The organism is Limnohabitans sp. Rim8 (assembly GCF_945901735.1).
GTDB lineage: Bacteria > Pseudomonadota > Gammaproteobacteria > Burkholderiales > Burkholderiaceae_C > Limnohabitans_A.
The window spans coordinates 36,644-61,693 of sequence record NZ_CAMDLM010000022.1 but is presented as its reverse complement, the minus strand read 5'-3'; the positions used below and the strand labels follow the sequence as shown (position 1 = coordinate 61,693).

The 25,050-nt window shown below is 62.0% G+C and carries 13 protein-coding genes; 6 read left to right on the top strand and 7 right to left on the bottom strand.

Annotation, left to right across the window (positions count from 1 at the left end):
* The first annotated feature begins 307 nt into the window (after positions 1 to 307).
* The 3 genes from Q0O99_RS11830 (at position 308) to greB (ending at position 16,051) form a co-directional block, all read left to right on the top strand.
* Positions 308 to 13,258 (top strand): DUF4347 domain-containing protein, encoded by a 12,951-nt coding sequence (locus tag Q0O99_RS11830; protein WP_293751725.1) that lies wholly within the window; start codon positions 308 to 310, stop codon positions 13,256 to 13,258.
* Between the two features lie 31 nt (positions 13,259 to 13,289).
* A complete protein-coding gene (locus tag Q0O99_RS11825) occupies positions 13,290 to 15,386 on the top strand; it encodes a peptidylprolyl isomerase (protein ID WP_293751723.1) in 2,097 nt (698 codons plus the stop codon).
* Positions 15,387 to 15,556: 170 nt separating this feature from the next.
* A complete protein-coding gene (gene greB / locus Q0O99_RS11820) occupies positions 15,557 to 16,051 on the top strand; it encodes a transcription elongation factor GreB (protein ID WP_293751721.1) in 495 nt (164 codons plus the stop codon).
* 37 nt (positions 16,052 to 16,088) lie between these two features.
* On the opposite strand, the gene Q0O99_RS11815 is transcribed toward greB, so the two are convergent.
* From Q0O99_RS11815 to Q0O99_RS11800, 4 genes are all read right to left on the bottom strand, one after another.
* Complete coding sequence (locus Q0O99_RS11815) at positions 16,089 to 18,359, bottom strand: bifunctional (p)ppGpp synthetase/guanosine-3',5'-bis(diphosphate) 3'-pyrophosphohydrolase (protein ID WP_293751719.1); 2,271 nt, start codon at positions 18,357 to 18,359, stop codon at positions 16,089 to 16,091.
* A 123-nt stretch (positions 18,360 to 18,482) separates the two neighbouring features.
* A complete protein-coding gene (rpoZ, locus tag Q0O99_RS11810; RefSeq protein WP_108354341.1) occupies positions 18,483 to 18,683 on the bottom strand; it encodes a DNA-directed RNA polymerase subunit omega in 201 nt (66 codons plus the stop codon).
* A 31-nt stretch (positions 18,684 to 18,714) separates the two neighbouring features.
* Complete coding sequence (gene gmk / locus Q0O99_RS11805) at positions 18,715 to 19,335, bottom strand: guanylate kinase (RefSeq protein ID WP_293751716.1); 621 nt, start codon at positions 19,333 to 19,335, stop codon at positions 18,715 to 18,717.
* A gap of 11 nt (positions 19,336 to 19,346) precedes the next feature.
* On the bottom strand, positions 19,347 to 20,249 hold the full coding sequence (locus Q0O99_RS11800; RefSeq protein ID WP_293751741.1) for a YicC/YloC family endoribonuclease: 903 nt from the start codon (positions 20,247 to 20,249) through the stop codon (positions 19,347 to 19,349).
* A gap of 175 nt (positions 20,250 to 20,424) precedes the next feature.
* Between Q0O99_RS11800 and rph the strand changes: the two genes are divergently transcribed.
* Genes rph through hemW form a run of 3 tightly spaced genes read left to right on the top strand, consistent with a single transcriptional unit; the run spans position 20,425 to position 23,019 of the window.
* Positions 20,425 to 21,177, top strand: a complete 753-nt coding sequence (gene rph, locus Q0O99_RS11795; RefSeq protein ID WP_293751714.1) for a ribonuclease PH — start codon at positions 20,425 to 20,427, stop codon at positions 21,175 to 21,177.
* 19 nt (positions 21,178 to 21,196) lie between these two features.
* Positions 21,197 to 21,811: an RdgB/HAM1 family non-canonical purine NTP pyrophosphatase gene (gene rdgB, locus Q0O99_RS11790; protein ID WP_293751712.1), complete on the top strand. Its 615-nt coding sequence runs from the start codon at positions 21,197 to 21,199 to the stop codon at positions 21,809 to 21,811.
* The gene (gene hemW / locus Q0O99_RS11785) at positions 21,808 to 23,019 is read left to right on the top strand and encodes a radical SAM family heme chaperone HemW (RefSeq protein WP_293751710.1); all 1,212 of its coding nucleotides are present in this window, start codon (positions 21,808 to 21,810) and stop codon (positions 23,017 to 23,019) included. The genes rdgB and hemW overlap by 4 nt, the downstream gene beginning before the upstream one ends.
* Positions 23,020 to 23,032: 13 nt before the next feature.
* On the opposite strand, the gene Q0O99_RS11780 is transcribed toward hemW, so the two are convergent.
* From Q0O99_RS11780 to Q0O99_RS11770, 3 genes are all read right to left on the bottom strand, one after another.
* Entirely contained in the window at positions 23,033 to 23,605 is a 573-nt protein-coding gene (locus Q0O99_RS11780; RefSeq protein ID WP_293751708.1) for a hypothetical protein, read from the bottom strand.
* Positions 23,602 to 23,970 (bottom strand): hypothetical protein, encoded by a 369-nt coding sequence (locus Q0O99_RS11775; RefSeq protein WP_293751706.1) that lies wholly within the window; start codon positions 23,968 to 23,970, stop codon positions 23,602 to 23,604. The genes Q0O99_RS11780 and Q0O99_RS11775 overlap by 4 nt, the downstream gene beginning before the upstream one ends.
* 88 nt (positions 23,971 to 24,058) lie before the next feature.
* On the bottom strand, positions 24,059 to 25,036 hold the full coding sequence (locus Q0O99_RS11770; protein WP_293751704.1) for a tripartite tricarboxylate transporter substrate binding protein: 978 nt from the start codon (positions 25,034 to 25,036) through the stop codon (positions 24,059 to 24,061).
* Positions 25,037 to 25,050: the final 14 nt, after the last annotated feature.

Genomic DNA, 25,050 nt, shown 5'->3' with positions numbered 1-25,050 from the left:
TTGCAAAAAAGTGATTCAGTTTATTTGCAAGTTTTTTTCTAACGCTATAAAAATACGCAGACTATTGTCAAGTAAAGTTAATCAATGTTGTCCCGACGCTCTGTTGGAACGGGCTTCACCCTGGGAAAGCTTTTCATAATCCCGTCACCGCGAGGTGCGAATCGACATGGTGATCCTAAGTTCTTGATTTCAATGGATTTTGAATTTCCACGCTTTTTCGCAATGTCAAAGACGGGTTATCAACATCGGCCCTTTTTGAAAATAGTTTTACTATTTTCTTACTAATTCGGAATTAATGTTTTGTATTATGAATAATTTAATAGTCATTGATTCCGGTGTTGTCAATCTTCTTGATCGTGAGAAGTTCAGCGTCGATTTGCCACCGGGTTATGCGGTGGTCTGGCTGGAGCCCGATCAGGACGGGGTGGTGCAGCTCAGGGACCTGTTGGCCGGCTACAGCCAGCTCAGCGCGATCCACCTCATGACCCACGGCTCAGACGGGTCGATCGCGCTGGGCAATGCCTGGCTCAATGCGTCGACCTTGCCGGGCTATGCCAGCGCGCTGTCTGCGGTGGGAGCCAGTCTGGCACCGGCTGGTGACTTGCTGGTGTATGGCTGCAACGTGGCGCAGGGCGCGCTGGGTGAGACTTTTGTGGCGGCCCTGGCGGCGGCCACGGGGGCTGATGTGGCGGCTTCGGATGATCTGACCGGGCTGCCCGTGTGGGGCGGCGACGCGGTGTTGGAATTTTCAGCCGGAGGCATCCAGGCGCCGCTTGTGTCGCTGGCGGCGCTGGATGGCGTGTTGGGCTTGTTCACAGGCAATGACACTGCTGACAGCTTGGCTGGCGAAAGCGGCGACGACTTGATCCTGGCCTATGGCGGCAATGACAGTGTCATCGGCACTGCCGGGGATGACTTGATAGTGGGCGGAGCCGGCAACGACACGGTGACCTACACGGGCGCTTTCCCGGCCTACCACCTGAGCCAGGGCCCGAGTGGCGCCCTGCAACTCGTCAAGCCCGATGGCACCGACGTGCTCATGGGCATCGAGACGCTGAAGTTTGCCGACGCCACGGTGCAGATCGGGCAGGGCACGGCCGCTGCCGAGTTTCGTGTTAACAGCTACATCCTTGAAGACCAAAGGGCGGTTGACCTGAGCGCTCTGAGGGACGGCGGCTGGGTCGCGACCTGGGAGTCAGTCAACCAGGATGGGTCTGGCTCGGGGGTTTATGGTCAGCGTTATTCGGCGGCGGGTCTGCCTGTGGGTGCTGAATTTCGGGTCAACACGACCACGCTGCTCGGTCAGCTCGCGCCATCTGTTGCCGGGCTGTTGGACGGCGGCTGGCTGGTGACCTGGCAATCAGTCTCCGTGGCGGGTGACTTCAAGGTCCTGGGTCAGCGCTATAGCGCCAGCGGTCAGATGATTGAGGTTGGGTCCGAGTTTGAGTTTGTGGTCAGTGGGTCAACCCCTGGTTTGAGTGCCACACCCTCGGTGACGGCCTTGGCCGATGGCGGCTGGGTTGTCAGCTGGACGGCCTTGAATGCCGAAGGCGACAAGTATGGCGTCTATGCCCGGCATTACTCGTCCACAGGTGCCGCTGGCGGTGAGATCCGGATCGCCGCCGATGCCACGCACGACCAGTGGTGGCCTTCAGTATCGGCTTTGGGCAGTGACTGGCTGGTGAGTTGGACGGAGCAGGGCACGGCCGGCTTTGACGTGCACGTCCGGCGCTTCACCTCGGTCGGTCTGGTGGACACCGCCTGGGACGATCTGGTGCTGCAAACGAATACCACCGATGTGCCCTTAGCGCCATCCGTTGCGGCCATGGACAGCGGTGTCAGCCCTGGCTGGCTGGTGAGCTGGGAGTCTGTGCCTGCCTCGGGTGGCGGGCGCGATATTCACGCTCAGAAGTTTGACACAACGGGTGTCAAAGTCGGTAGTGAGGTGCTGATTCACAGCACCACGACAGCCCCTCAATTGCACACGGCTGTGACCGTACTGCTCGATGGCGGCTGGTTGTTGACCTGGCAGTCGACGGGCGCTGACAGCTCCGGGTTGGGCATCAGTGGGCAACGCTTTTCAGCGGCCGGAACGCCTATTGGCAGCGAATTTCATGTCAACACCTATGGCGTCGCCGAGCAGTCGCGGCCAGAGGTGTCGGGCTTGGTCGATGGCGGCTGGGTGGTCAGCTGGCAGTCCCTGGCGCAAGATGGCTCGGGCCTGGGTATTTACGCGCAGCGCTATGACCAGTCGGGCAACCCCCTCACGCAGAGCGCAACACTGAGCATCACCGGCGACACCAGCGCGCAGCTGCTCCATGGCGGCGCTGGCGATGACACCCTGGCGGGTGCTGGCGGCAACGACACCTTGGGCGGTGGCGAAGGCCATGACACGGCCGTCTACAGCGGTGTTCAGGGCGGCTACACCCTGTCGCAAAGCGTCAGCGGCATGCTGCAACTGGTCAAGCCTGAGGGCACGGACTTGCTCACCGGCATTGAAACGCTCAAGTTTGCGGATGCGACGGTGAACTTGAGTTTGACGAAGCCAGCGGCTGGGTTTGCTGTCAATTCCGTTGGCATGACAGCGTACGCGTCCAACGTGGTCCAAACGGCTTTGACGGATGGCGGCTGGGTGGTCAGCTGGCTGGTCGATTCAGCAGTAATGTTCGGGGGTTACAAGGCCTATGCCCAGCGCTATGCAGCCAGCGGCGCATTGGTGGGCGATGCCTTCTTTGTTACCGCAGACCTGGACGCTAGGACCGCGCCAGCGCTTGCCGGGCTGTCTGACGGCGGCTGGGTCTTTGTCTGGAGTGACGAATATGGCCGTGGCCCCTACTACCGACTGTACGGAGCCGATGGCTCCAGCGAAGGCACGACTGATTTCGGTTTTCCTTTGAGTCAAAGCTATAAGAACTTCCCCACGCACGAGTTTTCGGTCGCTGGCTTGAGCGGCGGCAGCTGGGCCGCTGTTTCTGCGGGTTACGATACATTTAATGTAGGGAGCACGATCCGCGGTGCATATGCTCACGCCTCGGGTATCTCAAGCTTCGAGCTGCTCGACCCCGAGGAGACGGGCGATGAATATCTCCCGACAGTGACGGGTCTGAGTAATGGCGGCTGGGTCGCTGTCTGGCTCGCTCTGATCGAAGGGGTTGGCGGGACCGTCTGGCAACGTGCCTTTGACGCCAATGGACAGCAAGGCACTGTCACGCTGGTTTACAAGGAAAAACGCTACCTGGCTGAGGCCTTCTTCGACCAAGATCCCTTGGTGAGCGCCTTGGCCGATGGCGGCTGGCTGACCACCTGGGCCGCTAAAGACGGAGAATTGCTGGCCCTTCACACGCAGCGGTATTCGGCAGCGGGTGAGGCGCTGGGCCCTCAGGTTGTGACGTCAACGCAAGCCTCGCTCTGGGTCAGGCCGGCCGTTTGCGTGTTGGCTGACGGTGGCTGGGTGCTGACCTGGAAGGCCCCCGCAGGGTCCGCCCTGGGCATCCGCGGGCAGCACTACTCCGCGCAAGGCGCGCCCATCGGGGATGCGTTTGGCATTGAAACCTTCGCCATGAACTATGAGGCTGCTCCGGCGGTCTCTGCTCTGGCCGACGGGGGCTGGGTGATCAGCTGGCACTCCCAAAAGCAGGACGGTTCGGGCTTTGGCGTTTTTTCCCAGCGCTACGACCAGGCTGGCACGCCGTTGGCCCAAGGCGTGGCGATGCAGGTCACAGGTGACACCAGCGCGCAGGTGCTCGTCGGCGGACCGGGCGCTGACACCCTGGACGGGGCCGGCGGCAACGACACCCTGTCAGGTGGTGCGGGCAATGATGTGCTCATAGGTGGTTTGGGGCAGGACACGGCGCTGTTTTCAGGGTTGCGCGCCGATTACACCCTGAGCCAGACCGCTGCCGGTGTGCTGCAGGTCAACGGCCCCGAAGGCCTGGATACCCTGGACAGCATTGAGGTGCTGAAGTTTGCGGGCGGGGCTACCTTCCAGCGGGTGACTGGCAGCGTCAACGCCGAGTTCAACGTCAATTCACAATCGACCGAAGAGGCGGCCAATCCGCGCGATGCGCACGTGACCGTGCTGGCCGACGGCGGATTTTTGGTGAGCTGGACGACGAGTCCACCTAATCCGGCGGACTGGACCCTGCCAATGGGTCCGTCCAGTGTGCACACCCAGCGCTTTGGCGCCGACGGCGCCATGCTCGGTGGCGAAGTGCAGGTGAGCACTGCAGCCAGCAGCTTTCAGTCTGGCGGGGTCGTCACGGCTTTGGCTAACGGTGGCTGGGTGGTGGCCTGGGCCACGGACAGTGGCGGCTGGATACCGAATGCCGACCTGTACGCGCGGGTTTTTTCTGCCACCGGTGTGGGCGGTAGCGAGTTCAAGGTCAACAGCACGGATTCAACGGGCAACGAATCGGTGGCTGTCACCGCGCTCAATGATGGCGGCTGGCTGGCAACCTGGGCCTCTACAGGGCACACCTCGGGTGCAGGCATTTACGCTCAGCGCTACACGGCAGGCGGGTTGGCCAGCGGGACCGAGTTCAAAATTGGCGCCAGCACTTTGTCAACGACTGCAAGCCTTCCCACGGTCACGGACCTGGCTGATGGTGGCTGGCTCGTCGCATGGTCTCAGCAAGAAAACATCGGTTTTGATTCGGAAATTTTGGCCCGACGCTACAGCTCCGTGGGCGTGGCATCAGCAGCCTTCCAAGTGAATCAGGCCACAGTCGAGAGCACTCGCCAGTCCAGTGCCGCTGTGACCGACCTGGCCGATGGGGGTTGGCTGGTGACCTGGCAATCCAATGGTCAGGACGCGGGTACCGATGGCGCCAGCACCGGTATTTACGCCCGGCGCTACAGCGCAGAGGGTGTGGCTTCAGACGAGTTTCGGGTCAACACCCATTTGCTCAACGAGCAGTCCATGCCCGCTGTCACCGCGCTGGCCGACGGTGGCTGGCTGGTGACCTGGCAGTCGCTTGATCAGGACAATGTCGGTGGATCGGGCGGATCGAGTGGATCGAGTGGTTCCGACGGTCAGCCGATGTGGGATTACGGCATTTACGGCCAGCGCTTTAGCGCAACCGGGCAAGCTGTCGGCGCTGAGTTTCAGGTCAACACCTACACAACTGACAACCAGATGGGGCCCTCTGTCTCTGCCTTGCCCAACGGTGGTTGGGTAGTCACCTGGACCTCGACCGGGCAGATCGATGGCGGCGGCATCTATGCCCAGGTCTTTAATGCCGAGGGTGTGGCTTTGCAGTCGGGTTTAGGCTTGAGCAACCCGGCACCGACCTTGAGCAGCATCAGCACGCTGACCGGGGCGACCGAAGACACAGCCTTCACCATCACGTATGAGATGCTGGCTGCGGCCGCCAACGAGGCCGATGCCTTTGGTGATGCCTTGTTTTTTCGGGTGCAAGGCGTCAGCATGGACACGCTGAGCGTTGGCGTCGATGTGGGCCGCAACATCGGTCCGGGCCAGAGCCTGGTCTGGACGCCGGCGGCGAACGCCAACGGAACACTGTCGGCGTTTTCAGTGGCCGCCTACGATGGTCTGTCGGCCTCTCCTGCAGTGCAGGTCAAGGTGGCGGTTGCGGCGGTGAACGATGTTGCAACGCTCACCAACCGGACGCTGCTGTTGACAGAGGACACGCCGTACGTGCTGAGCCTGTCTGACCTGGGCTATGTCGATGTGGATGGCGACGTTCCAGCCTACTTCAGCATTGATAAGAACAGCCGGGCCAGGGTCGTCATGGAGGTCAGCAACGGCAGTGGGCTGTGGGCGCCGTTGGCGAATGGCACCGACGCGCTGGGTGAGTGGCTGGGGCAAGGCTGGGTCAGATTGATGCCGGTGTCCAATGCCAACTCGGAAACTCTTGACTTCAACGGCATAGAGAGGCTCACGCTGAGCTTTGGGGATGCCAACAGGGTTGTTACCCACACGAGCCAATTGTCTTGGGTGGTCAGTGCGGTTGAAGACGCACCGACCGTCTCGGCACCGGCCTCTGTCACGTCCAACGGCCGCGATGCGATGGTTTTTTCCAGTGCCAGCGGCTACGCCTTGTGGGTGGACGATGTAGATTTGCCGGCCAGTCTTTCGGTCACGCTCAATGTGACCTCGGGTTCTGGCAGCCTGAGCTGGCTTAGCAGCAGCGGCCCAAATTTCGCTGATCATGGCCTGGTTTTTTCTGACAGCGATGGCCGCGACGGCACGCTGGCTTTTTCTGGCAGCCGCTCGGCCATCAACCAGGCCCTGGACTCGGGTCTGGTGGCCTCGCCCACCGTGGCGGGACTGAGCCTTCAGGTCAGCGATGGCAAGCTGGAAGCCACGGCCAATGTGACCATCAACGGCGTCACCGTGGTGCCCGGCCAGTACCTTCAGGGCGACGGCAGCGGCGGCGGCGGCGGTGGCTCTTTCCTCGGCGGGGGTGCGGGCGGCGCCGGCGGTGGCGGTAATGACACCTTGACCGGCACGGCTGGCTTTGATGTGATCTTTGGCGATGGCAGCGGCGGAGGTGGGGGTGGGGGTGGTAGCTTCCCGCGGGATATTGACGGCAATCCTATTGACGTGGGTAGTGCGGGCGGGCTGGGCGGCTCGGGTGCCGACCGACTTGCAGGTGGGGCTGGCGATGACCTTTTGTTCGGCGACGGCTTCAATGGTCTGGATGCCCTGTCGGCGGGTGATTCGACCAGCGCGGGTGCGGCCGGCGGCTTGGGCGGCGGCGGCGGTGGTGGTGCATGGGTTGCTGGCAGCGCCGGTGGCGCGGGCGGTCAGGGAGGCCTGGGTGCGGGCAATGGCGGCGCGCTGAAGGCGTCCGTGCCGCTGCTGCCGGCCTTTGGTGGGGCAGCAGCAGCGGGTGCTGCGGCAGCCAGCGTGCCCGACCAGAGCGGTGCGGTAGGCGCGGCTGGTGCCAAGCCGGGTATCAATGGTGTAGGCGGCGGTGGCGGCTTTGGCGGGGCTGCGGGCGGCGCCGGGGGGCTGGCCTCTGTCAATTCGGGCATCGCGCTGGCGGGTGCTGCAGGCAACACCGATGCGCACAGCTACCTGGATGCCAACGCCAGTGCTTACCTCTACCTGAGTAACCTGCCGGTCTTGCGCCGGATATTGGTGAATTACCCGGCTTACGGCGCGGGTGACGACACGCTCGACGGGGGGGCGGGCTCCGACAACCTGTTCGGTCTGGGGGGGGCAGATACTTTTGTCTTTGACCTGGCCACGGCGGGTACGGCCGACATTGACCGCGTTTGGGATATGACCACCGCCGACAAGATAGAGCTGAACAACGGCGCTGCAATCACCGGTGCCAGTCTGCTGGCCTTGGCGAACGCAGCTGTTTTGGTCGACAGCGATGCCGACGGCAACCGGGACGACACGCGGCTCACGCTACAGGTCGATGGCCAAACGCTGTCAATTGACCTGATTGATATCGCTCAAATCCTGGTTGACTCTTCGCAGTCTTTCCTGACCGTCAATGCCGCCAACGCCGGGAACCTAAGGCCGACCTTGGGCGCAGCGCCCGAGCTGACAGGTGCGACCGAAGACACGCCCTACAGCATCAGCTGGGCGGCTTTGGCGGCTGCCAGCGAGGCCTTAGACGGGGACGGCAACACGCTGACCTTTGTGGCTGAGAGCCTCAGCAGCGGCACGCTGACCAAGGGCGGCGTGGCCGTGTTGGCGGGCGTGACGCAAATCGCCGAGGGCGAGAGCTTTGTCTGGACGCCGGATGCCAACGCCAACGGCACCTGGCCGGCTTTCAAGGTCTTCGCATCCGATGCGCGGGCCACGTCGAATGCCGTTCAGGTGAGTGTGGTGGTCTCCACTGTGAACGATGCGCCAACGGCGGCCAATACGAGCCTGACTCTGCAGGAGGACACGGCCCGGGTGCTGAGCCTGGCCGACTTCAATTACAGCGATGTCGAGGGCGATGCGCTCGAGCGCCTGTCGGTGCGTGTGGGTGGCGCGGGCCAGGTGACGCTGCAATATCTGGATAAGCTGACCGGCGGGCAGTGGGTTTCGCAAAGCGCCGGGGATGTTGAATTTTCGGCCGCAGACATCGCTGCGGGCCAGCTCAGGTTGCTGCCCGCCAGCCACCTTAACGGTGCGGTTGCCAACGCCTTGCTGTTTGATGTGTTTGGCGGCCAGTGGAGCGGCGCTGCTCCTGGCTCAGCGGCTTATGTGCCGCCATATGGCTTGTCGGTGAACATCACGGCGGTGAACGACGCGCCCACGCTGCTGGTGCCGCCGACGCAGTTGGCCAGCGGCAATTTGTCACTGGTTTTGTCCAGCGCCAAGGGCAATGCCTTGTCGGTGGCCGATGTGGATGCGCCCGCCAGTGTGTCGGTGACGATCGCTGTTTCCGAGGGCCTGGGGACGCTGGTCTTGAACAGCAGCACCGGCCTGACTTTGACCGATGGCAATGGGCGCGATGGCACCCTGGCTTTTTCCGGCACGCCCTCGGCCATTAACGCAGCGCTGGCTGCGGGTCTAGTGCTGTCGCCGGGTGTGGCAGGTATCAGCCTTGCGGTCAGCGATGGCGCGGCCACCGGGACGGCCAGCGTTTTGGTGAACGGTGTCACCCTGGTGCCTGGTTTGTTCATGGTGGGCGACGGCAGCGGCGGCGGTGGCGGCGGTGCGTACGGACCAAGTATTGCGACCGTCACAGGGGGTTTGGGTGGCGCCGGCGGAGGCAGTGATGACTCATTGACGGGCTCCTTAGGTTCTGACGTTGTCTTCGGCGATGGCAGTGGCGGCGGCGCAGGTGGCACTCTGCAGGGCTTTGTCGCTAACAATGACAATATTCGAGTCACAGCCGGCGGGGCGGCGGGCTCGGGTGACGATACGATTCGTGGCGGTGCTGGCGCTGACATCTTGTTTGGCGACGGCTTTAGCGGCCAAAACGCTACGCGGAATGCCGGTGCCGCTGGTGGTTTGGGTGGCGGCGGCGGCGGCGGCGGGACGACCGCAGCCTCGTTGGGTGGCGTGGGGGGGCTGGGTGCTGGCAGTGGAGGGGGACGGGCGGCGGATGTGCTGCTGGTGGGCTTTGGCAATCCCGGCACACCCAATGCTGCCAGCAGCGTGGCCACTGATCTGGCGGTGCAGGGCCTTGGCGGTGTCACACCTGAGCAGGACCAGCGGGTTTTGTCCAGCAGCGGTACGGGTAGCGCTGGGGGTGGAGGTGGTTTTGGCGGTGCGGCTGGCGGCAACGGCTCCAGGACTTGGGCGGCCTTGCCTGGTACCGCCGGCAACACGGATGTGCACACCTATTTAGATGCCGATGCCAGTATCTATGGGTGGCTGAGTGATCTGGGCGTACTGCGAACCCTGCTTGCCAACAACCCGAGCTTTGGTGTGGGCGCTGATGTGCTTGACGGCGGAGCCGGCTCAGACGATCTGTTTGGCCTGGGCGGAGCCGACACCTTCGTTTTTGACCTGGCCACCGCTGGCGTGGGTGATGTGGACCGCGTGTGGGACCTGGCCGCTGCTGACAAGCTAGAGCTGCGCAGCGCGCTGAGCGGCGAGCGGATCACCGGCAATGCCTTGTCGGCGGTGCTCGACACCGGCGTGCTGGTCGACAGTGACGGCGACGGGGCCACGGACGACCTGCGACTGCGGCTAAGCGAGACCGGCAAGGCCATGGGCATCGATCTGGTGAATGTGAGCAGCCTCACCCTGGACGGCACTGGCAATTACCTGATGGTGGGCCCGACGATCACCAGTGCCACGTACCACGCCATCGCCGGCCGTCTCGTGGTCACTGCGACGTCTTTGACTTCTGCGCCGCTGTCGGCAGACATCGACGCCAGCGCTTTCAGTGTCACCGGTCACGGCGGTGCGAGCTACCGGCTGACCGATACGGCCGATGTCGAGATCACCTCTGCCACTTCGTTCACGCTGACGCTTTCGGCCGCCGACAAGCTGGGCGTCAACGCCCTGATCTACCTGGACGGTAAGGCCGCAGCCGATGGCACGGCCTTTGGCTTGGAGACGGTGTCCTCCAGCTGGACGTTGGCTTCCCCCAGCTCGAAAGATCTGGTGGCCAACGCCATCATCGCGACCGGCGCAAGCCTAGCGGCCGCAGGGTACACGACGGGAAAATATATCCAGGGTGACGGCAGTGGCGGTGGCGGTGGTGGTGGTGCCGCAAACCAGGTCGGCGGTGACGGTGGCGAAGGTGGCGGTGGTAACGACAGCCTGTCCGGCACATCGGGTTTTGATGTCATCTTTGGTGACGGTAGCGGCGGCGGCGGGGGGGGCAGCTGGTTTAACGTCAGCAAGGGCGGGGCGGCTGGCCAAGGCGCCGACAGAATTGCCGGTGGTGCCGGCGACGACATCATTTTTGGTGACGGCTTCAGTGGCCGTGACGCTCGGAGGGATGGCGGCTCTGGCGGTTTTGGCGGCGGCGGCGGCGGCGGGGCCGCTAACTCTATTGTTGATACTTTGGGCGGTGTTGGTGGCCTTGGCGGCGGCGCGGGCGCCAGTTCGAGCAGGACAGTACAAGCCATGGTGCCGGGGTTTGGTGGCGCAGGCGCTCAGACGCCGGCCAACAGTGCCACCACCGAGCAGGAGATGACCGGGCTGGGCGGTGTCAGCGCCGACAAGGCCTATGGTGGAGGGGGGGCTTTCGGCGGTGCCGATGGTGGCACAGGCAGCGCGGCCACTGCGGCAGGCTCGGCGGGTGCCGCCGGTGGCACCGACGTGCAGAGCTACCTCGACGCTGATGCCAGCATTTACCTTTACCTCAGCCAGCTGTCGGTGTTGCGCTCGATCCTGACCAACTATCCCGACTATGGCGCGGGCGCCGATGTGCTGGATGGTGGCGCCGGCTCGGACCATCTGTTTGGCCTGGGTGGCGCAGACACCTTTGTGTTTGATCTGGCCACGGCCGGCGCGGCAGACGTGGACCGCGTCTGGGACCTCTCGCCCGAAGACCGGATCGAGCTGAACAACGGCGCTCGCATCACTGGTGCTGACCTGCTGTCTGTTCTGCAGGCGGCCACTCTGGTCGACAGCGATGGCGATGGCGCTCAGGATGACATGCGCCTGTCACTGGGTGTGGCCGGTCATGTGTTGGCGGTCGACCTGATCAATACCCAGAGCTTGACCTTGGGCGCTGATGGCAGCGATTTGACCGTTGGAGCGACGATCACCCGGGCCAGCTACCGGGCCACCACCGGCGAACTGGTGGTGACCGGCACATTGCTGCCCGCGGCGAAAGACTCGGCAGACATCGACGCCAGCGCATTCACACTCAAGGGCAAGGGCGGCGTGAGTTACCGCCTAACAGACACGGCCGATGTGGAGCTGACGTCGGCCACCTCGTTTACCTTGCATCTTTCGGCCACAGATCGCGCGGCGGTCAATGGATTGCTGAACAAAGACGGCACTGCAGCGACTGACGGACGCAGCTTCGAGTTGGCCACGCTAGACGCTGGCTGGACTCTGGCCAGCCCGAGTACGACCGACCTTGTCGGCAATGCGATCACGGTCAGCGCCACGGCGCTGGCTGCGGCCGGAATTCTCCCGGGGCAGTACATCCAGGGCGATGGCAGTGGGGGGGGCGGCTCAGGAGGAGCTGCGCTTTCTGCGGGCGGTGCAGGCGGTGCAGGCGGCGGTAGCGATGACACACTGACCGGTACGGCTGGCTTTGATGTTATTTTTGGTGATGGCAGTGGTGGCGGGGGTGGTGGAGCTGGTGTGTTCAGCGTCGCTGGCGGCAAAGGTGGCGCTGGCGGCTCGGGCGCAGACCTATTGGCTGGCGGCGCCGGCAATGACTTGATGTTTGGTGACGGCTTCAATGGCTTTGACGCGGTGCAGTGGGGCGCTGCGGGCGGCCTGGGCGGTGGCGGCGGTGGCGCCTCCGGTGAAAATCTGGTCGGCTCACTGGGCGGCAGGGGCGGCCTGGGCGGCGGCAGTGGCGGTGGCTATGCTGGCGCATCGGCGGCACTGCTTTCCGGGTTTGGCCTGACCGGGCAGGGCGGGGACGCGGCCAACAGCGTGCCGACCCAGCTCAGTGTGACCGGCCTGGCGGGCAAAGGTGGGGCCTCCTCCTTTGGGGGTGGCGGCGCTTTTGGTGGTGCGGCGGGTGGCAGCTCCAACCAACCGGCTTCTGCCGGCGGCACCGAGGTGCACAGCTACCTTGATGACAATGCCACCATCTACCAGTACCTGAGCAATCTGGCGGTCTTGCGCACGCTGCTGGCCAACAACCCAGGCTACGGCGCGGGTGCCGACGTGCTCGATGGCGGTGCCGGCTCTGATCAGTTGTTTGGCCTCGGCGGTGCCGACACCTTCAAGTTCGACCTGGCCACGGCCGGCGCCGACGACAAGGACCGTGTCTGGGACTTGACGGCTGCTGACCGGATCGAGCTGAGCAATGGCGCCCGCCTGACAGGTGACGCGCTGCGTGCCATCGTCAACGCGGCAAGCAAAGTCGACAGCGATGCCGATGGCGCGGTTGACGACCTGCGCCTGTCCCTGAGTCAGGCCAACCAGTCGCTGAGTATCGACTTGGTGAACACCGCCCGCGTCTGGATGGACGCCAGCGGCAGCTACCTCAGCACCAACCCGACGGCCGATAAAACCGTCAATGCCCTGAGCTACAGCTGGAAGGCGCATACCTTGCTCGAGAGCGTGCGGGTGGAGGTGGGTCTAGTCAGCCCGACAACTGACAACCGTGGCGCGCTATCGCTGCTGCTGGACGGGCTGGCCGACGCGCGCCCGGGCCTGTCAGCAGGTCGCGACGTGAGTGCGGCCGAGCTGAAGGCCACCAGCGATGCCGTCAACCTGCAAGACGCCATCGCCATCCTCAAGATGATCGTGGGGCTCGATGTCAACGGCAAGGATCAGGCCTTGTCACCCTACCAAGCGCTAGCGGCCGACTTTGATGGCAACGGCGGGGTCGAGCTCAATGACGCCATTGGCGTGCTCAAGCATGTGGTCGGCCTGACCGGTGCCGGCACGCCCACGCCCGTCTGGAAGTTCGTGGACGAAGCCAGTGAAGCGGTAGCCGCGATCACGGCAGTCGGCGGCGACCCGCTGCGCCCGGGCCAGCCACCGGCCATCGTGCTGGACCTGACTGGCGACGCTGCCACTGTGCATGTCGGGCTGGTGGGGTATTTGCGCGGGGATGTGGATGGCAGTTTTGCTGGAGCCGCCGGGGCACTGGATCTGGACGATACGCAGCCGGGGTTTTTTGAAGCGCTGGTGGCTGATAATCCAGCTCTGAGTCTGGCACAGTTCGGCATTTATGCTGCCGGCTGATGGCATAACTCACCTGTCTTATTGTTAACTGATGACTGCACCAACCGTCACCATCACCGACAACCTGCCCGGCATTGTTAACCACGCGACGACTCGCGTGACGTATTACTTTGATTTCAGCGAGCCTGTGACGGGCCTGAGCATTGATGATTTTCTGATCCTGAACTGCCGGGTCAGTGCCGTGTCGGGCAGTGGCGCCAACTGGCAGGTCACGACAACGCCCAATTTGGGCGTGGACTTGTCTTACATGGGGCTGCAACTGAAGGCAGGCAGCGTGAGAAACGCGGCCGGCGAGGTGAATGCTGTGGCCACCAACACAGCCCAATTGATCGACAACCTTGCGTGGGCCCCTAAGCTGCTGCTGGATGCCAGCTACCGCCTCGTGGTGGACCCGCAGATCACGCTGCAAACCAGGCTGGGTACGGTGGTGATTGAGCTGGACCCGCAGCGCGCTCCGGCGACGGTGGCCAACATGCTGGCGTATGTGAACGGCGATTTTTACGACGGCACTTTGTTCCATCGCGTGATCAAAAACTTTATGGTGCAAGGCGGTGGCTTCACGACCGGAATGGTGAGCAGGCAGCCAACCTACGACCCCATCGTGCTCGAGAGCAACAACGGCTTGCTCAACCTGCGCGGCACCATTGCCATGGCCCGCACCGATGCGGCAAATTCTGCGACCAGCCAGTTTTTCATCAACCATGTGGACAACGGCTTCCTGAACTACAGCAGTGCCGCATCGCCTGGCTATGCGGTGTTCGGCAAGGTGGTGTCGGGCTTATCGGTGATTGACAGCCTGGCCCAATTGGCCGTTGGGACGGTCGCGGGTTACGGCGATGTTCCGCTGGCTGAAGAAGTCATTACCACCCTCAACCAGACACGGGCCGGCAGTGCCCTGACACGCACCGGTGTGCTGTCCGTCAGCGGTTTGGAGGCGGGTGGCAGTTGGTCCTACAGCGTGGACAACGGGAAAAGCTGGAAGGCCGGTTCAGGCAGCAGCCTCACCTTGGCCGAAGGCAGTTACGGTGAGGGGGCCATCCAGGTCAGGCAGACCGATGGCCTCGGCAATGCCAGCGTCACTCCTGGCGTGATGGTGCGTGCCTTGGTGGTCGACACCACGGCACCCTTGGTGCAAGCGCTCAGCCCAGCCGATGAGGCCCTGGCCGTTGCCCCCACACGTAACTTAGAGTTGGTGTTCAGCGAGGCGGTGGAGCGCGGTAGCGGCAGCATTGTGCTCAAGACAGTGGCAGGTGTGGAGGTTGAGCGGTTTGACGTGTCCACCAGCCCTCGCCTGCAGTGGGCCGGCAACACCCTCACCGTGAACCCGACAGCGAACCTGGCTGAAGGCACCGATTTCAGCCTGGTTTTTTCCTCTGGAATGGTCCAGGACTTGGCCGGCAATGCCTTTGCCGGTCTGAGCAGTTACAACTTCAAAACGTTGACTTACCCGACCGCGCCAGTCAGCGGCAAGGCCATCGATGTGCTGGCCTATACCTGGAAAGAGCACAAGCTTTTGGCTGATGTCGTGGTCAGCGCCACTGGTTTACCGCAGGTCACAGCCAGCGACGGCAGTGCCAGGCTGTTGGAAGCCAGTACGGCCGTGCTCGATCTCCAACTTAGCCGTTCGACTCCTTTGGTCGAGCAGGAAGCCGTAAACGCCGCTGTCAACCTTCAAGACGCCATCGCCATTCTCAAAATGGTGGTTGGCCTCAACGTGAACCCCGTCAACCAGGCCTTGTCGCCTTATCAATCCTTGGCTGCTGATTTCGATGGCAACGGTCGTGTCGAACTCAACGATGCCATTGGCGTGCTCAAACATGTGGTGGGCTTAAGAGGCACCGGCACGCCCGAGCCCGTGTGGAGGTTTGCCAATGAAAACAGTCCAGCCGTGGCGGCCATCACGGCCGACCCCCTGGTACCCGGCGTTTCGCAGGCCATCAGCGTTGACCTGACGGATACCCGGACCGTTCTGCCGGTTGGTTTGGTGGCCTACTTAAGCGGTGATGTAGACGGCAATTTTGACGGCCCTGCTGGGTCCCTTGACCTCGATACAGAGCAGCCAGATTATTTACTGTCCCTGTCAAATGCACAGGGTTTGAGTTTGTCGCAGTTTGGAGTTTATGCCTGATGCCCACTGTTCATCCAGCCATTGGGGTAATGGGTGGTCCCGGATGAGCCTGTGAATCCGGGATACGGTATTTTTTGCGCAATGAGGAGCTGGTTGCATGATTGCTGATTTGTTTAGAGCCAACTCAGGTCACTCCACTCCAAGTCCATCGACCTGATGGAGATGCGTGCATGAGTACTTCAGGGTTGATCAACTACATCACGCCTGCGGGTTATGCCCGTTTGAGGGCGGAGTTTTTTACCCTGATGGACGACGAGCGGCCCAAGGTGGTCGAGATCGTGCATTGGGCCGCCAGCAATGGCGACCGCTCGGAAAACGGCGATTACATTTACGGCAAAAAGCGTTTGCGTGAAATCGATCGGCGCATCCGTTTCCTGACCCAACGTCTGGAGATGGCCGAAGTGGTCGACCCGGTGGTGCACCACGGCAGCGACCAGGTGTTCTTTGGTGCCACGGTCACGTATGCCGAAGACTCAGGCACAGAACGCACGGTGACGATTTTGGGCATTGACGAAGCCGACAGTTTGCAAGGCCAGGTCAGCTGGGTCTCGCCCATTGCGCGCACTTTGCTCAAAGCACGCCAAGGCGATGAACTCAAACTGCTCACGCCCGCAGGCGTGATCGACATCGAGGTGCTGCAGGTGAGTTATCCAAAGGGCCCTTGAGCGGCTGCATAGCCCTCTGCGCTCAGCTTGGACAAGATCAGGTCCGTCCTTGGTTCTTGTTGGTTTGTCGCTCAGCTTTGATCACCGAGGGGGTGCGATTGAGGTGACGCAGCACCTGTTCCAAGTGCGTCACATCTCGCACAGCCACCACGAACTTCAATTCGGCCGTGTCCTGGGGCGTTTCTTGCCCCATGTCCACGTGCACGATGTCGGTTTCGCCGCTGGCCAGTGCGCCGGCCACGCGGGCCAGCACGCCTTTGCCATTGACCACGGTGACGGTGATGGTGGTCTCAAAGCTGCGGCTCAATTCGTCAGACCACTCCACGCCGATGAAGCGTTCGCTGTCCTTGTGTTCCAGTTTTCGTGCGGTGGCGCAATCGCGGGTGTGCACGGCCAGGCCCTCGCCTCGGCCCAGGTAGCCCACGATGTCGTCACCGGGCAGGGGCCGGCAGCAACGTGAATAGACCACTGAGGCGTTTTCGCTGCCATCCAGGGTGATCGAGCCTTGCGAGATGGAATCGTGCGCTGTGAAGCGTTCGCGGGTCATCAGCAGTGGGTCGGGTTTTTGGCCCAATTCGGACAAGAGCGCCGTCAGCCGCTTGGCCACGATGGTGGCGATGCGTTTGCCCAGGCCAATGTCCATCAGCAAATCGGGCTGGTTGCGGTTGCCCGTGAAGCGCAGCAATTTTTCCCACAGCGCATGGTGCGCTTCGTCGTTGGCGGGGAGCTGGTGGATGCCTTCGGCACGCAAAGCCTGTGCCAACAGTTTTTCACCCAGGCCCACCGACTCGGTTTGCGCCATGGTCTTGAGGTGGTGGCGGATCTTGGAGCGGGCGCGTCCGGTGCGCACAAAGCCCAACCAGGCCGGATTCGGGGCTGAGACGGGGGCGGTGATCACCTCAATCACGTCGCCGTTTTTGAGCTCGGTGCGCAGCGGCACTTGGTCGCCATTGATGCGGGCGGCCATGGCATGGTCGCCCACCCGGCTGTGGATGGCGTAGGCAAAGTCCACCACTGTGGCGCCCCGTGGCAAGGACATGATCTGGCTCTTGGGCGTGAAAACATACACGGCATCGGGGAACAAGTCGACCTTGACGTGGTCCCAAAATTCGGCGGCGTCGCGTGTTTCGGTCTGGATGTCGAGCAGCGATTGCAGCCACTGCGAGCCCAAGCGCGCGGATTGGGCACTGGCCGACTCGTGCTCTTTGTACAGCCAGTGCGCAGCCACGCCCGATTCGGCGACCAAGTGCATCGGCTCGGTGCGCATCTGAAACTCGACGTTCACGCCGGACGGCCCGACCAAGGTGGTGTGCAGCGACTGGTAGCCGTTGACCTTGGCAATGGCGATGTGGTCCTTGAACTTGCCGGGCAAAGGCTTGTAAATTTGGTGCAACAAGCCCAAAGCGGTGTAGCAGTCGATGACCGAGGGGACAATGACCCGAAGGCCATAAATGTCGGTCACTTGCGCAAAGCTCAGGTGTTTTTCGTCCATCTTTTTGTAGATGGAATAGATCGTCTTTTCGCGGCCGCTGATGCGCACATCCATATGGGCCTGGGCAAACACCGCTTGCACATCGTTCTGTACTTTTCGGATCAGATCGCGGCGGCGGTTGCGTGCGCGTGTCACGGCTTTGGTGAGCACGGCATAGCGCCAGGGCAGCAGGTGTTTGAACGACAGGTCTTGCAGTTCGCGGTAGATCTGGTTCAGGCCCAGCCGGTGCGCAATGGGGGCGTAGATCTCGAGCGTTTCGGACGCAATGCGGCCCCACTTGCTGCGTGGCATGTCGGCCATGGTGCGCATGTTGTGGGTGCGGTCGGCAAGCTTGATCAGGATGACGCGCACATCACGGGCCATGGCCAGCAGCATCTTGCGAAAGGATTCGGCCTGGTTCTCTTCAAGGGTGTTGAATTCGAGCTTGTCCAGCTTGGTCAGGCCATCGACCAGCTCAGCCACCGGAGAGCCAAAGCGCTCAATCAGCTCGATCTTGGTCACGCCGCAGTCTTCCATCGCGTCGTGCAGCAGGGCGGCAGCCAACGCCTGAGCGTCGAGTTTCCACTCGGTGCACAAACCGGCCACCGCGATCGGGTGGGTGATGTAGGGTTCACCACTTTTGCGCATCTGGCCCAGGTGGGCTTCGTCGGCAAATTTGTAAGCCCGCCGCACCATGTCGGTGTCGGTTTCGCTCAGGTAACCCAGTTGCGCCTCCAGCACAGCAAAGCTGGCGGCGGCCGCGTTGGCAGCCGCCGGGTCCAGCGCTTTGGGGCGACTGGCGTTTGCTTTGGGTATTTTGGGGGCGACGGCGCTCATGCCATCAATGTAACGTAAGCGATTGCCTACTTAGGCGGCAGCCAAAAAAAAGCCCCATGAAGGGGCGTTTTCAGCTCTGGTGGCGGGACTGGCGGGGGCCAGACCGGGCCAAATGGTGGCGTTTCAAGTCACGCGCTTGAGCATCTCGATGCCGACTTTGCCCGCCGCAATTTCGCGCAAGGCGGTCACGCCAGGCTTGTTCTTGCTTTCGATGCGCGGCGTGTGGCCCTGGCTCAGCATGCGGGCGCGGTAGGTGGCGGCCAAAACCAGCTGAAAGCGGTTGGGAATCTTGTCCAGGCAATCTTCAACAGTGATGCGGGCCATGAGTTTTCCTTGAAAATGTCTGTGTGGGGAGTCAAGCCATCTTGAGGGCTTGAAAGGTGTCAGGCCGGGCGCGGCGTTGAACGTGGTACTTGAGTCGCTGGGCGTGAACCACCGCTTTGAGGTCAAACAGGGCGCGGTCAAATACTTCGTTAATTATAACGAAGTCAAACTCCTTGGCCTGCGCCATCTCCACTGCGGCGTTTTGCAGGCGCAGCTCGATGATCTCGGGGGTGTCCTCGCCCCGGCGCTCCAAGCGCGAGCGCAACTCTTCCCAGCTGGGCGGCAAGATGAAGATCAGCACCGCGTTGGCGTACATCTTTTGGATCTGCAGGGCACCCTGGTAATCGATCTCCAAAATCACGTCTGTACCTTGGGCCATGCGTTCTTCGATCATCTTTTTCGAGGTGCCGTAGCGCTGGCCGTGCACATGGGCCCATTCGACAAAGGCATCGCCCAGCACCATGGCGTCAAACTCTTGTGCCGAAGCAAAAAAGTACTCGCGGCCATGCTTTTCCTGGCCCCTTGGGGCGCGGGTGGTGTGTGAGACGGTGGGGTGTACACGCGAATCCAGCTCCATCAAGGCCTTGACCAGGCTGGATTTGCCAGCCCCGCTGGGGGCGGCCACGACAAACAGGTTTCCGGGGTAATCCATGCTGCGGCTCTTTATTCGATGTTCTGGACTTGTTCACGCATTTGCTCAATCAGCACCTTCATGTCCACCGAGATGCGCGTCATCTCCAGCACAGCCGACTTGGAGCCCAGGGTGTTGGCTTCGCGGTGCAGCTCTTGAATCAAGAAGTCCAAGCGCTTGCCAATGTCACCGCCTTTGTCCAAAAGGCGGCTGAGTTCGTCCAGGTGCGAGCGCAGGCGGGTCAACTCTTCGGCCACGTCGATGCGGATGGCAAATGCGGTGGCCTCGGTCAGCGCCCGGTCTTGCGCGGCTTCGGGCAGGTGGCTGCCATCGGCCAAGGCCATGACGTCTTTCCAGCGCTCTAAAAAGCGCTGGCGCTGCTGCTCGACCAATTGCGGCACCAGCGGCACCGCCTGTTCGGCCAGGCTGCGCAGCTGGCCAATGTGGCCTTGCAGCATCGTGGTCAGGCGCGCACCCTCTCGGGCGCGGGCTTCGCGCAGGGCGTCTACCGCTTGGGCGGCCAGTTGTATCCATGCCGCTTCGTCGGGCGTTGCCTGGCCCGAGCTGCCAGCGCTCATGCGCAGCACATCGGCCACGCTCAAGGACTGGGCACTGGGCAACCAATCTTGAATTTTTTCTTGCAAGGCCGCGATTTTTTGCAGGGCTTGGTGGTTGGGGGCTTGCAGGGCAGCGCCGTCACCTGCGTCCTGGCTGGCCCGCAGTTCGACTTTGCCGCGTTTGATCTGGCGGGTGATCAGCTCGCGCAGGCTGGGTTCGAGCTGGCGCAGCTCTTCGGGCAGGCGAAAACTCAGGTCGAGAAAGCGGCTGTTGACCGAGCGGATTTCAAGCCCCAGGCGGGCGGTGGGGGCCGCGCTGGCGGGGGCTTCGCCGTCTGCGGGCAGCGGGCTGTGCTGCACGCTGGCGTAGCCGGTCATACTGTAAACTGACATTGAACGGGTTCCTTCGCGCCGCAGGCCGAACAACAGCCTGGGGCAATTGCCTTGGCCAGGCCCTTGACGGGTTTGGCAAAGCATGAAACAGGGCATTATCGCAAACTCGCCCACACCTCTTGGCTACGCCGGCATCACACCACTCTCTAAAGACATTCTCATGACATCCTCTTCTGTTCGTTCCGGCCGCGCTGCCGACGCTTTGCGCGCTGTGCGCATCACCCGCGGCTACACCATCCACGCCGAAGGCTCGGTGCTGATCGAGTTTGGCCAGACCCGCGTGCTGTGCACCGCTTCGGTCGAAGAAAAGGTGCCGGGCCACAAAAAGGGCAGTGGCGAGGGCTGGGTCACGGCCGAATACGGCATGCTGCCCCGCGCCACCCACACCCGGGGCGACCGCGAAGCCGCGCGCGGCAAGCAAAGCGGCCGCACGCAAGAGATCCAGCGCCTGATTGGCCGCTCGCTGCGCGCGGTGTTTGACCTGAAAAAGCTCGGCGAGCGCACCATCCACCTCGACTGCGACGTGCTGCAAGCCGATGGCGGCACCCGCACCGCCAGCATCACGGGCGCTTTTGTGGCCGCGCAAGATGCCGTGAATTGGTTGATGAAGACTGGCAAATTGACCGAATCCCCCATCCTCGACCGCGTGGCCGCCATTTCGGTGGGTCTGAAAAACGGCACCGCCTTGCTGGACCTCGATTACCCCGAAGACTCGTCTTGCGACACCGACATGAACGTGGTGATGACCGGTGCGGGCCACTTTGTGGAAGTGCAGGGCACGGCCGAAGGCGTGGCTTTTACCCGCGTCGAGATGGACGGCATGCTGGCGCTGGCCGAAAAGGGCATTGCCCAGTTGGTGCAGTTGCAAAAGCAGGCGCACGACCAGCCCCAGACCCTGACGTTCAGCGCCTGAACCCCTGGCAATGGCGCACATGAAAATCGTTCTTGCCTCCAACAACGCAGGCAAACTGGCCGAGCTGCAAACCCTGTTGGCGCCGCTGAAAATGACGCTGGTGCGCCAGTCCGAGCTGAACATTCCTGAAGCCGCCGAGCCGTTCAAGACCTTTGTTGAAAACGCCCTGGCCAAAGCCCGCCATGCAGCGCAGCTGAGCGGCATGCCCGCCTTGGCCGACGACGCGGGCTTGTGTGTGGATGCTTTTGGCGGCCAGCCCGGCGTGGACACGGCTTATTACGCCACCCGCTTTGGTTACCCCAAAGGCGATGACACCAACGTCACCGCTTTGCTGGCGCAAATGCAGGGCATCGCCAACCGCCGCGCTGCCATGGTCAGCACGCTGGTGGCGGTGCGCAGCGCCAATGACCCCGAGCCGCTGATTGCCGTGGGCCGGGTGGTGGTGCAGATCACTCCCGAGCGCCGGGGCACGAACGGTTTTGGTTTTGACCCGGTCATGTTGTTGCCCGAGTTTGGCAAGACCTTTGCCGAGTTGCCCCCCGAGGTGAAAAACGCCCACAGCCACCGAGGCCGCGCTGCGCAAGCCATGCTGGCGCTGATGCTTGAACGCTGGCTGGACAGCGCCGCGCCATGAGCCCGATGATGGACCCGGTGCACGCCATGCGCCCCGGTGTGCTGCAACTGAACGCCTTGCCGCCGCTGTCGCTGTACGTGCACCTGCCTTGGTGCATCAAAAAGTGCCCGTATTGCGACTTCAACTCGCACGAGTTGCGTGAGGGCGCTGACCCAGTGTCAACGCAAGACGCCTACATCCACGCGCTGTTGGCCGACCTGGAAGCGAGCCTGCCGCTGATTTGGGGCCGCAGCATCCAGACGGTGTTTTTGGGGGGCGGCACGCCCAGCTTGTTTTCGCCCGAAGCGATTGACCGTTTGATTTCGGGCATTCGAGCCCGCGTGCGCTTGGCGCCGGACGCCGAAATCACCATGGAAGCCAACCCCGGCACTTTTGAGAAAGACCGTTTCAAGGCCTTCCATCAAGCCGGCATCACCCGTTTGTCAATAGGCGTGCAGAGCTTTGACAACGCGCACCTGAAAGCCCTGGGCCGCGTGCACGACCGCGACCAGGCTCTGGCCGCCGTGACCGAAGCGGCGCAGGTGTTTGACACCTTCAACCTCGACCTGATGTACGCCTTGCCGGGCCAGACGCTCGAGGGCCTCACGCAAGACATCCAGACCGCTTTGGCCTTTGCGCCGCCGCACATCTCGATCTACCACCTGACGATCGAGCCCAACACGGTGTTTGCCAAGTTCCCGCCTGCCTTGCCCGAGGACGATCTGGCCTACGAGATGATGGACCGCATCACCGAACTGACGGCCTTGGCGGGCTTGGATCGTTACGAAGTGTCGGCCTATGCCAAGCCCGGACATCCTTGTGCCCACAACCTGAACTATTGGCAGTTTGGCGACTACTTGGGCATTGGCGCGGGTGCGCACAGCAAACTCAGTTTTGCGCACCGCGTGCTGCGGCAAGTGCGCTTCCGCGAGCCTGCGCTGTACATGCAGCAGGCCATGAAAGGCGAGCCGGTCACGCAAAGCACCGAGGTGTCACGCCAGGACTTGCCGTTTGAATTCATGCTCAACGCCCTGCGTTTGCGCGGTGGGTTTGATTTGGCCGACTTTGTGGACCGCACGGGTTTGGCCATGACCAGCCTTCAAAAAGGGCTGGCCGAGGCCGAAAAAAAAGGCTTGATTGAGCGTGACCTGCAGCGGGTCTGGCCAACAGACCGGGGCTTTGACTTTTTGAGCGATTTACAGGCGCTGTTTTTACCGTCCAGCGACTGAGCGCCCAAAAAAATCAATGGGTTGGGGTTGACCTGTTCGGCCGGATCCGGTCCAAGGCAAATTTGAAACCGTAGAGCATCAACAAGGCCCCCAAGGCGTTGCCAATGAACATGGGCCAAACGTCGACCAAAATGTTGGTATCTTCCCTTTCGAACAACCACCAGAGCAACTGGTGGCTGATGGCGCTGGCCGCAGAAAAGATCAAGGTCATTTGAAGTAAACGTTGGGCCGTGATGGACATGATGTGGGGCGCCAACCACCCTTGGTGCTGCAGGTATTTCATCACCAGCCAAGGCGTCAAGCCGGACACGAGGCCATTTAAAAATGGCAACAGCCAAGCGTCAGCCGAAAAAAGCACGCTGTCGATGAACCAGCTGCCCAACACCAGACCCACAGCCCCGGGTAAACCCAAGACCAATACCAAAATCACCCGAAAGCCCGCAGGTAAAAAGACCCAGCTGATGTTTTCGCTGTAAGCGAAATTGGAAAAGACCCAGCCGTTGAGTTTAAAAAACAGCACAAACAAAACAGCGCTGGTCAAAGCCAACGCTGTTTGCTCAATGAGGTGATGAATGCTGCGGGTCATGCCACCGTTTTTTGATGGGCTTGCTGCATGGATTGACCCAGGTGACTGAAGTAATCCAGCGTGCGTTGGGTGGGGATCAGGAACTTGGCGCGCCGATCACCTTCGAGGTTCAGAGTGCCCAACATGTCCTTGTCGCGCAACCGGGTGATGCGTTTGTGCAGCGTGGCGGGTGAGCCCAAATCGACCAAGCCAATGGCTTCACGCACGGTCATGGGTTCATTTTCGTACCAACGCAAAACCACGGCTTGCAGCAAAGCCTTTTCGTTGGCATCCATCTCCAGGCCGTCAGGCAGGGCTTGAACCACCTGCGCCAACTGTAAGAAGCGCAGGTAGGCTGAAGCAAAGGGGCTGTTGGTTTTTTCCATTATTTTGCGATTTTAACCAATTGAATCGTGTTGTGTACGACCTGTTTGTCTCCAGTTGGAAGGACCACTTGGCTTTTTCACAACCCGCTCATTGGCCGTTGATTTTGCGCTCACGGATGATTCGACCCCAAGTGGCCGTTTCTTTGGCCATGTAGCGGGCCAAATCGTCGCGAGAGCCCGGCATGGGGGTCAGCCCATGTTTGTTGAGTTGCTCGACCACATCGGGCGCGGAAAGAACTTTCACCAGTTCGGCATGCCAGCGGTCCAGGACAGGCGCAGGGACTTTGGACGAAGCCACAAAGGCATACCAGTTGGTGGCACTGAAGCCGGGGTAGCCCGACTCGGCAATGGTGGGCACCTGGGGCAATCCGCCAAGGCGCTGCGTGCCGGTGCTGGCCAGGGGCACCACCTTGCCCGCTTCAATGTGCGGCGCTGCTGTGGCGTAGGTGGCATACCAAGCCGCGACACGCCCACCCAGCAGGTCCTGCAGCGCCGCCGCACCGCCTTTGTAGGGCACATGCAGTGTGTCGATTTTGGCCATGTCGTTGAGCAATTCACCCGCCAAGTGGGATGCCGATCCGGGGCCGGTGGAGGCAAAGTCGAGTTTGCCGGGGTCTTTTTTGGCGGCGGCGATGAATTCAGCAAAACTCTTGATGCCCGTGCCGGGGTGGACCACCAGCACGTTCGGGAAGTTCACCGCCATGGTCAAAGGGGCCAAGTCTTTGACCGGGTCATAAGGCAGCTTCATCATGTTGGGGGCAATGCTGAGCGGGCCGACCGAGCCGAACAACAGCACGCTGCCGTCCGCTGGGCCGGTTGCGGTGTATTGGTGGGCAATGTTGCCGCCGGCACCGGCTTTGTTTTCAACCGTGACCGCGACCCCCAGGTTCTCGCCCAGTTTTTTGGCAATGATGCGGGCACCCGTGTCGGCCGCCCCGCCGGGCACAAAGCCCACGACCATGCTGATGGTCTTTTTGGGTGGGAAGTCCTGCGCTGAAGCGACGGACCCAGGGCCCACCAGGCTCACAAGGGCCCAAAAAGTGATGAAGATCAAATGACGTGTCATGGCGTGGCGTGGTG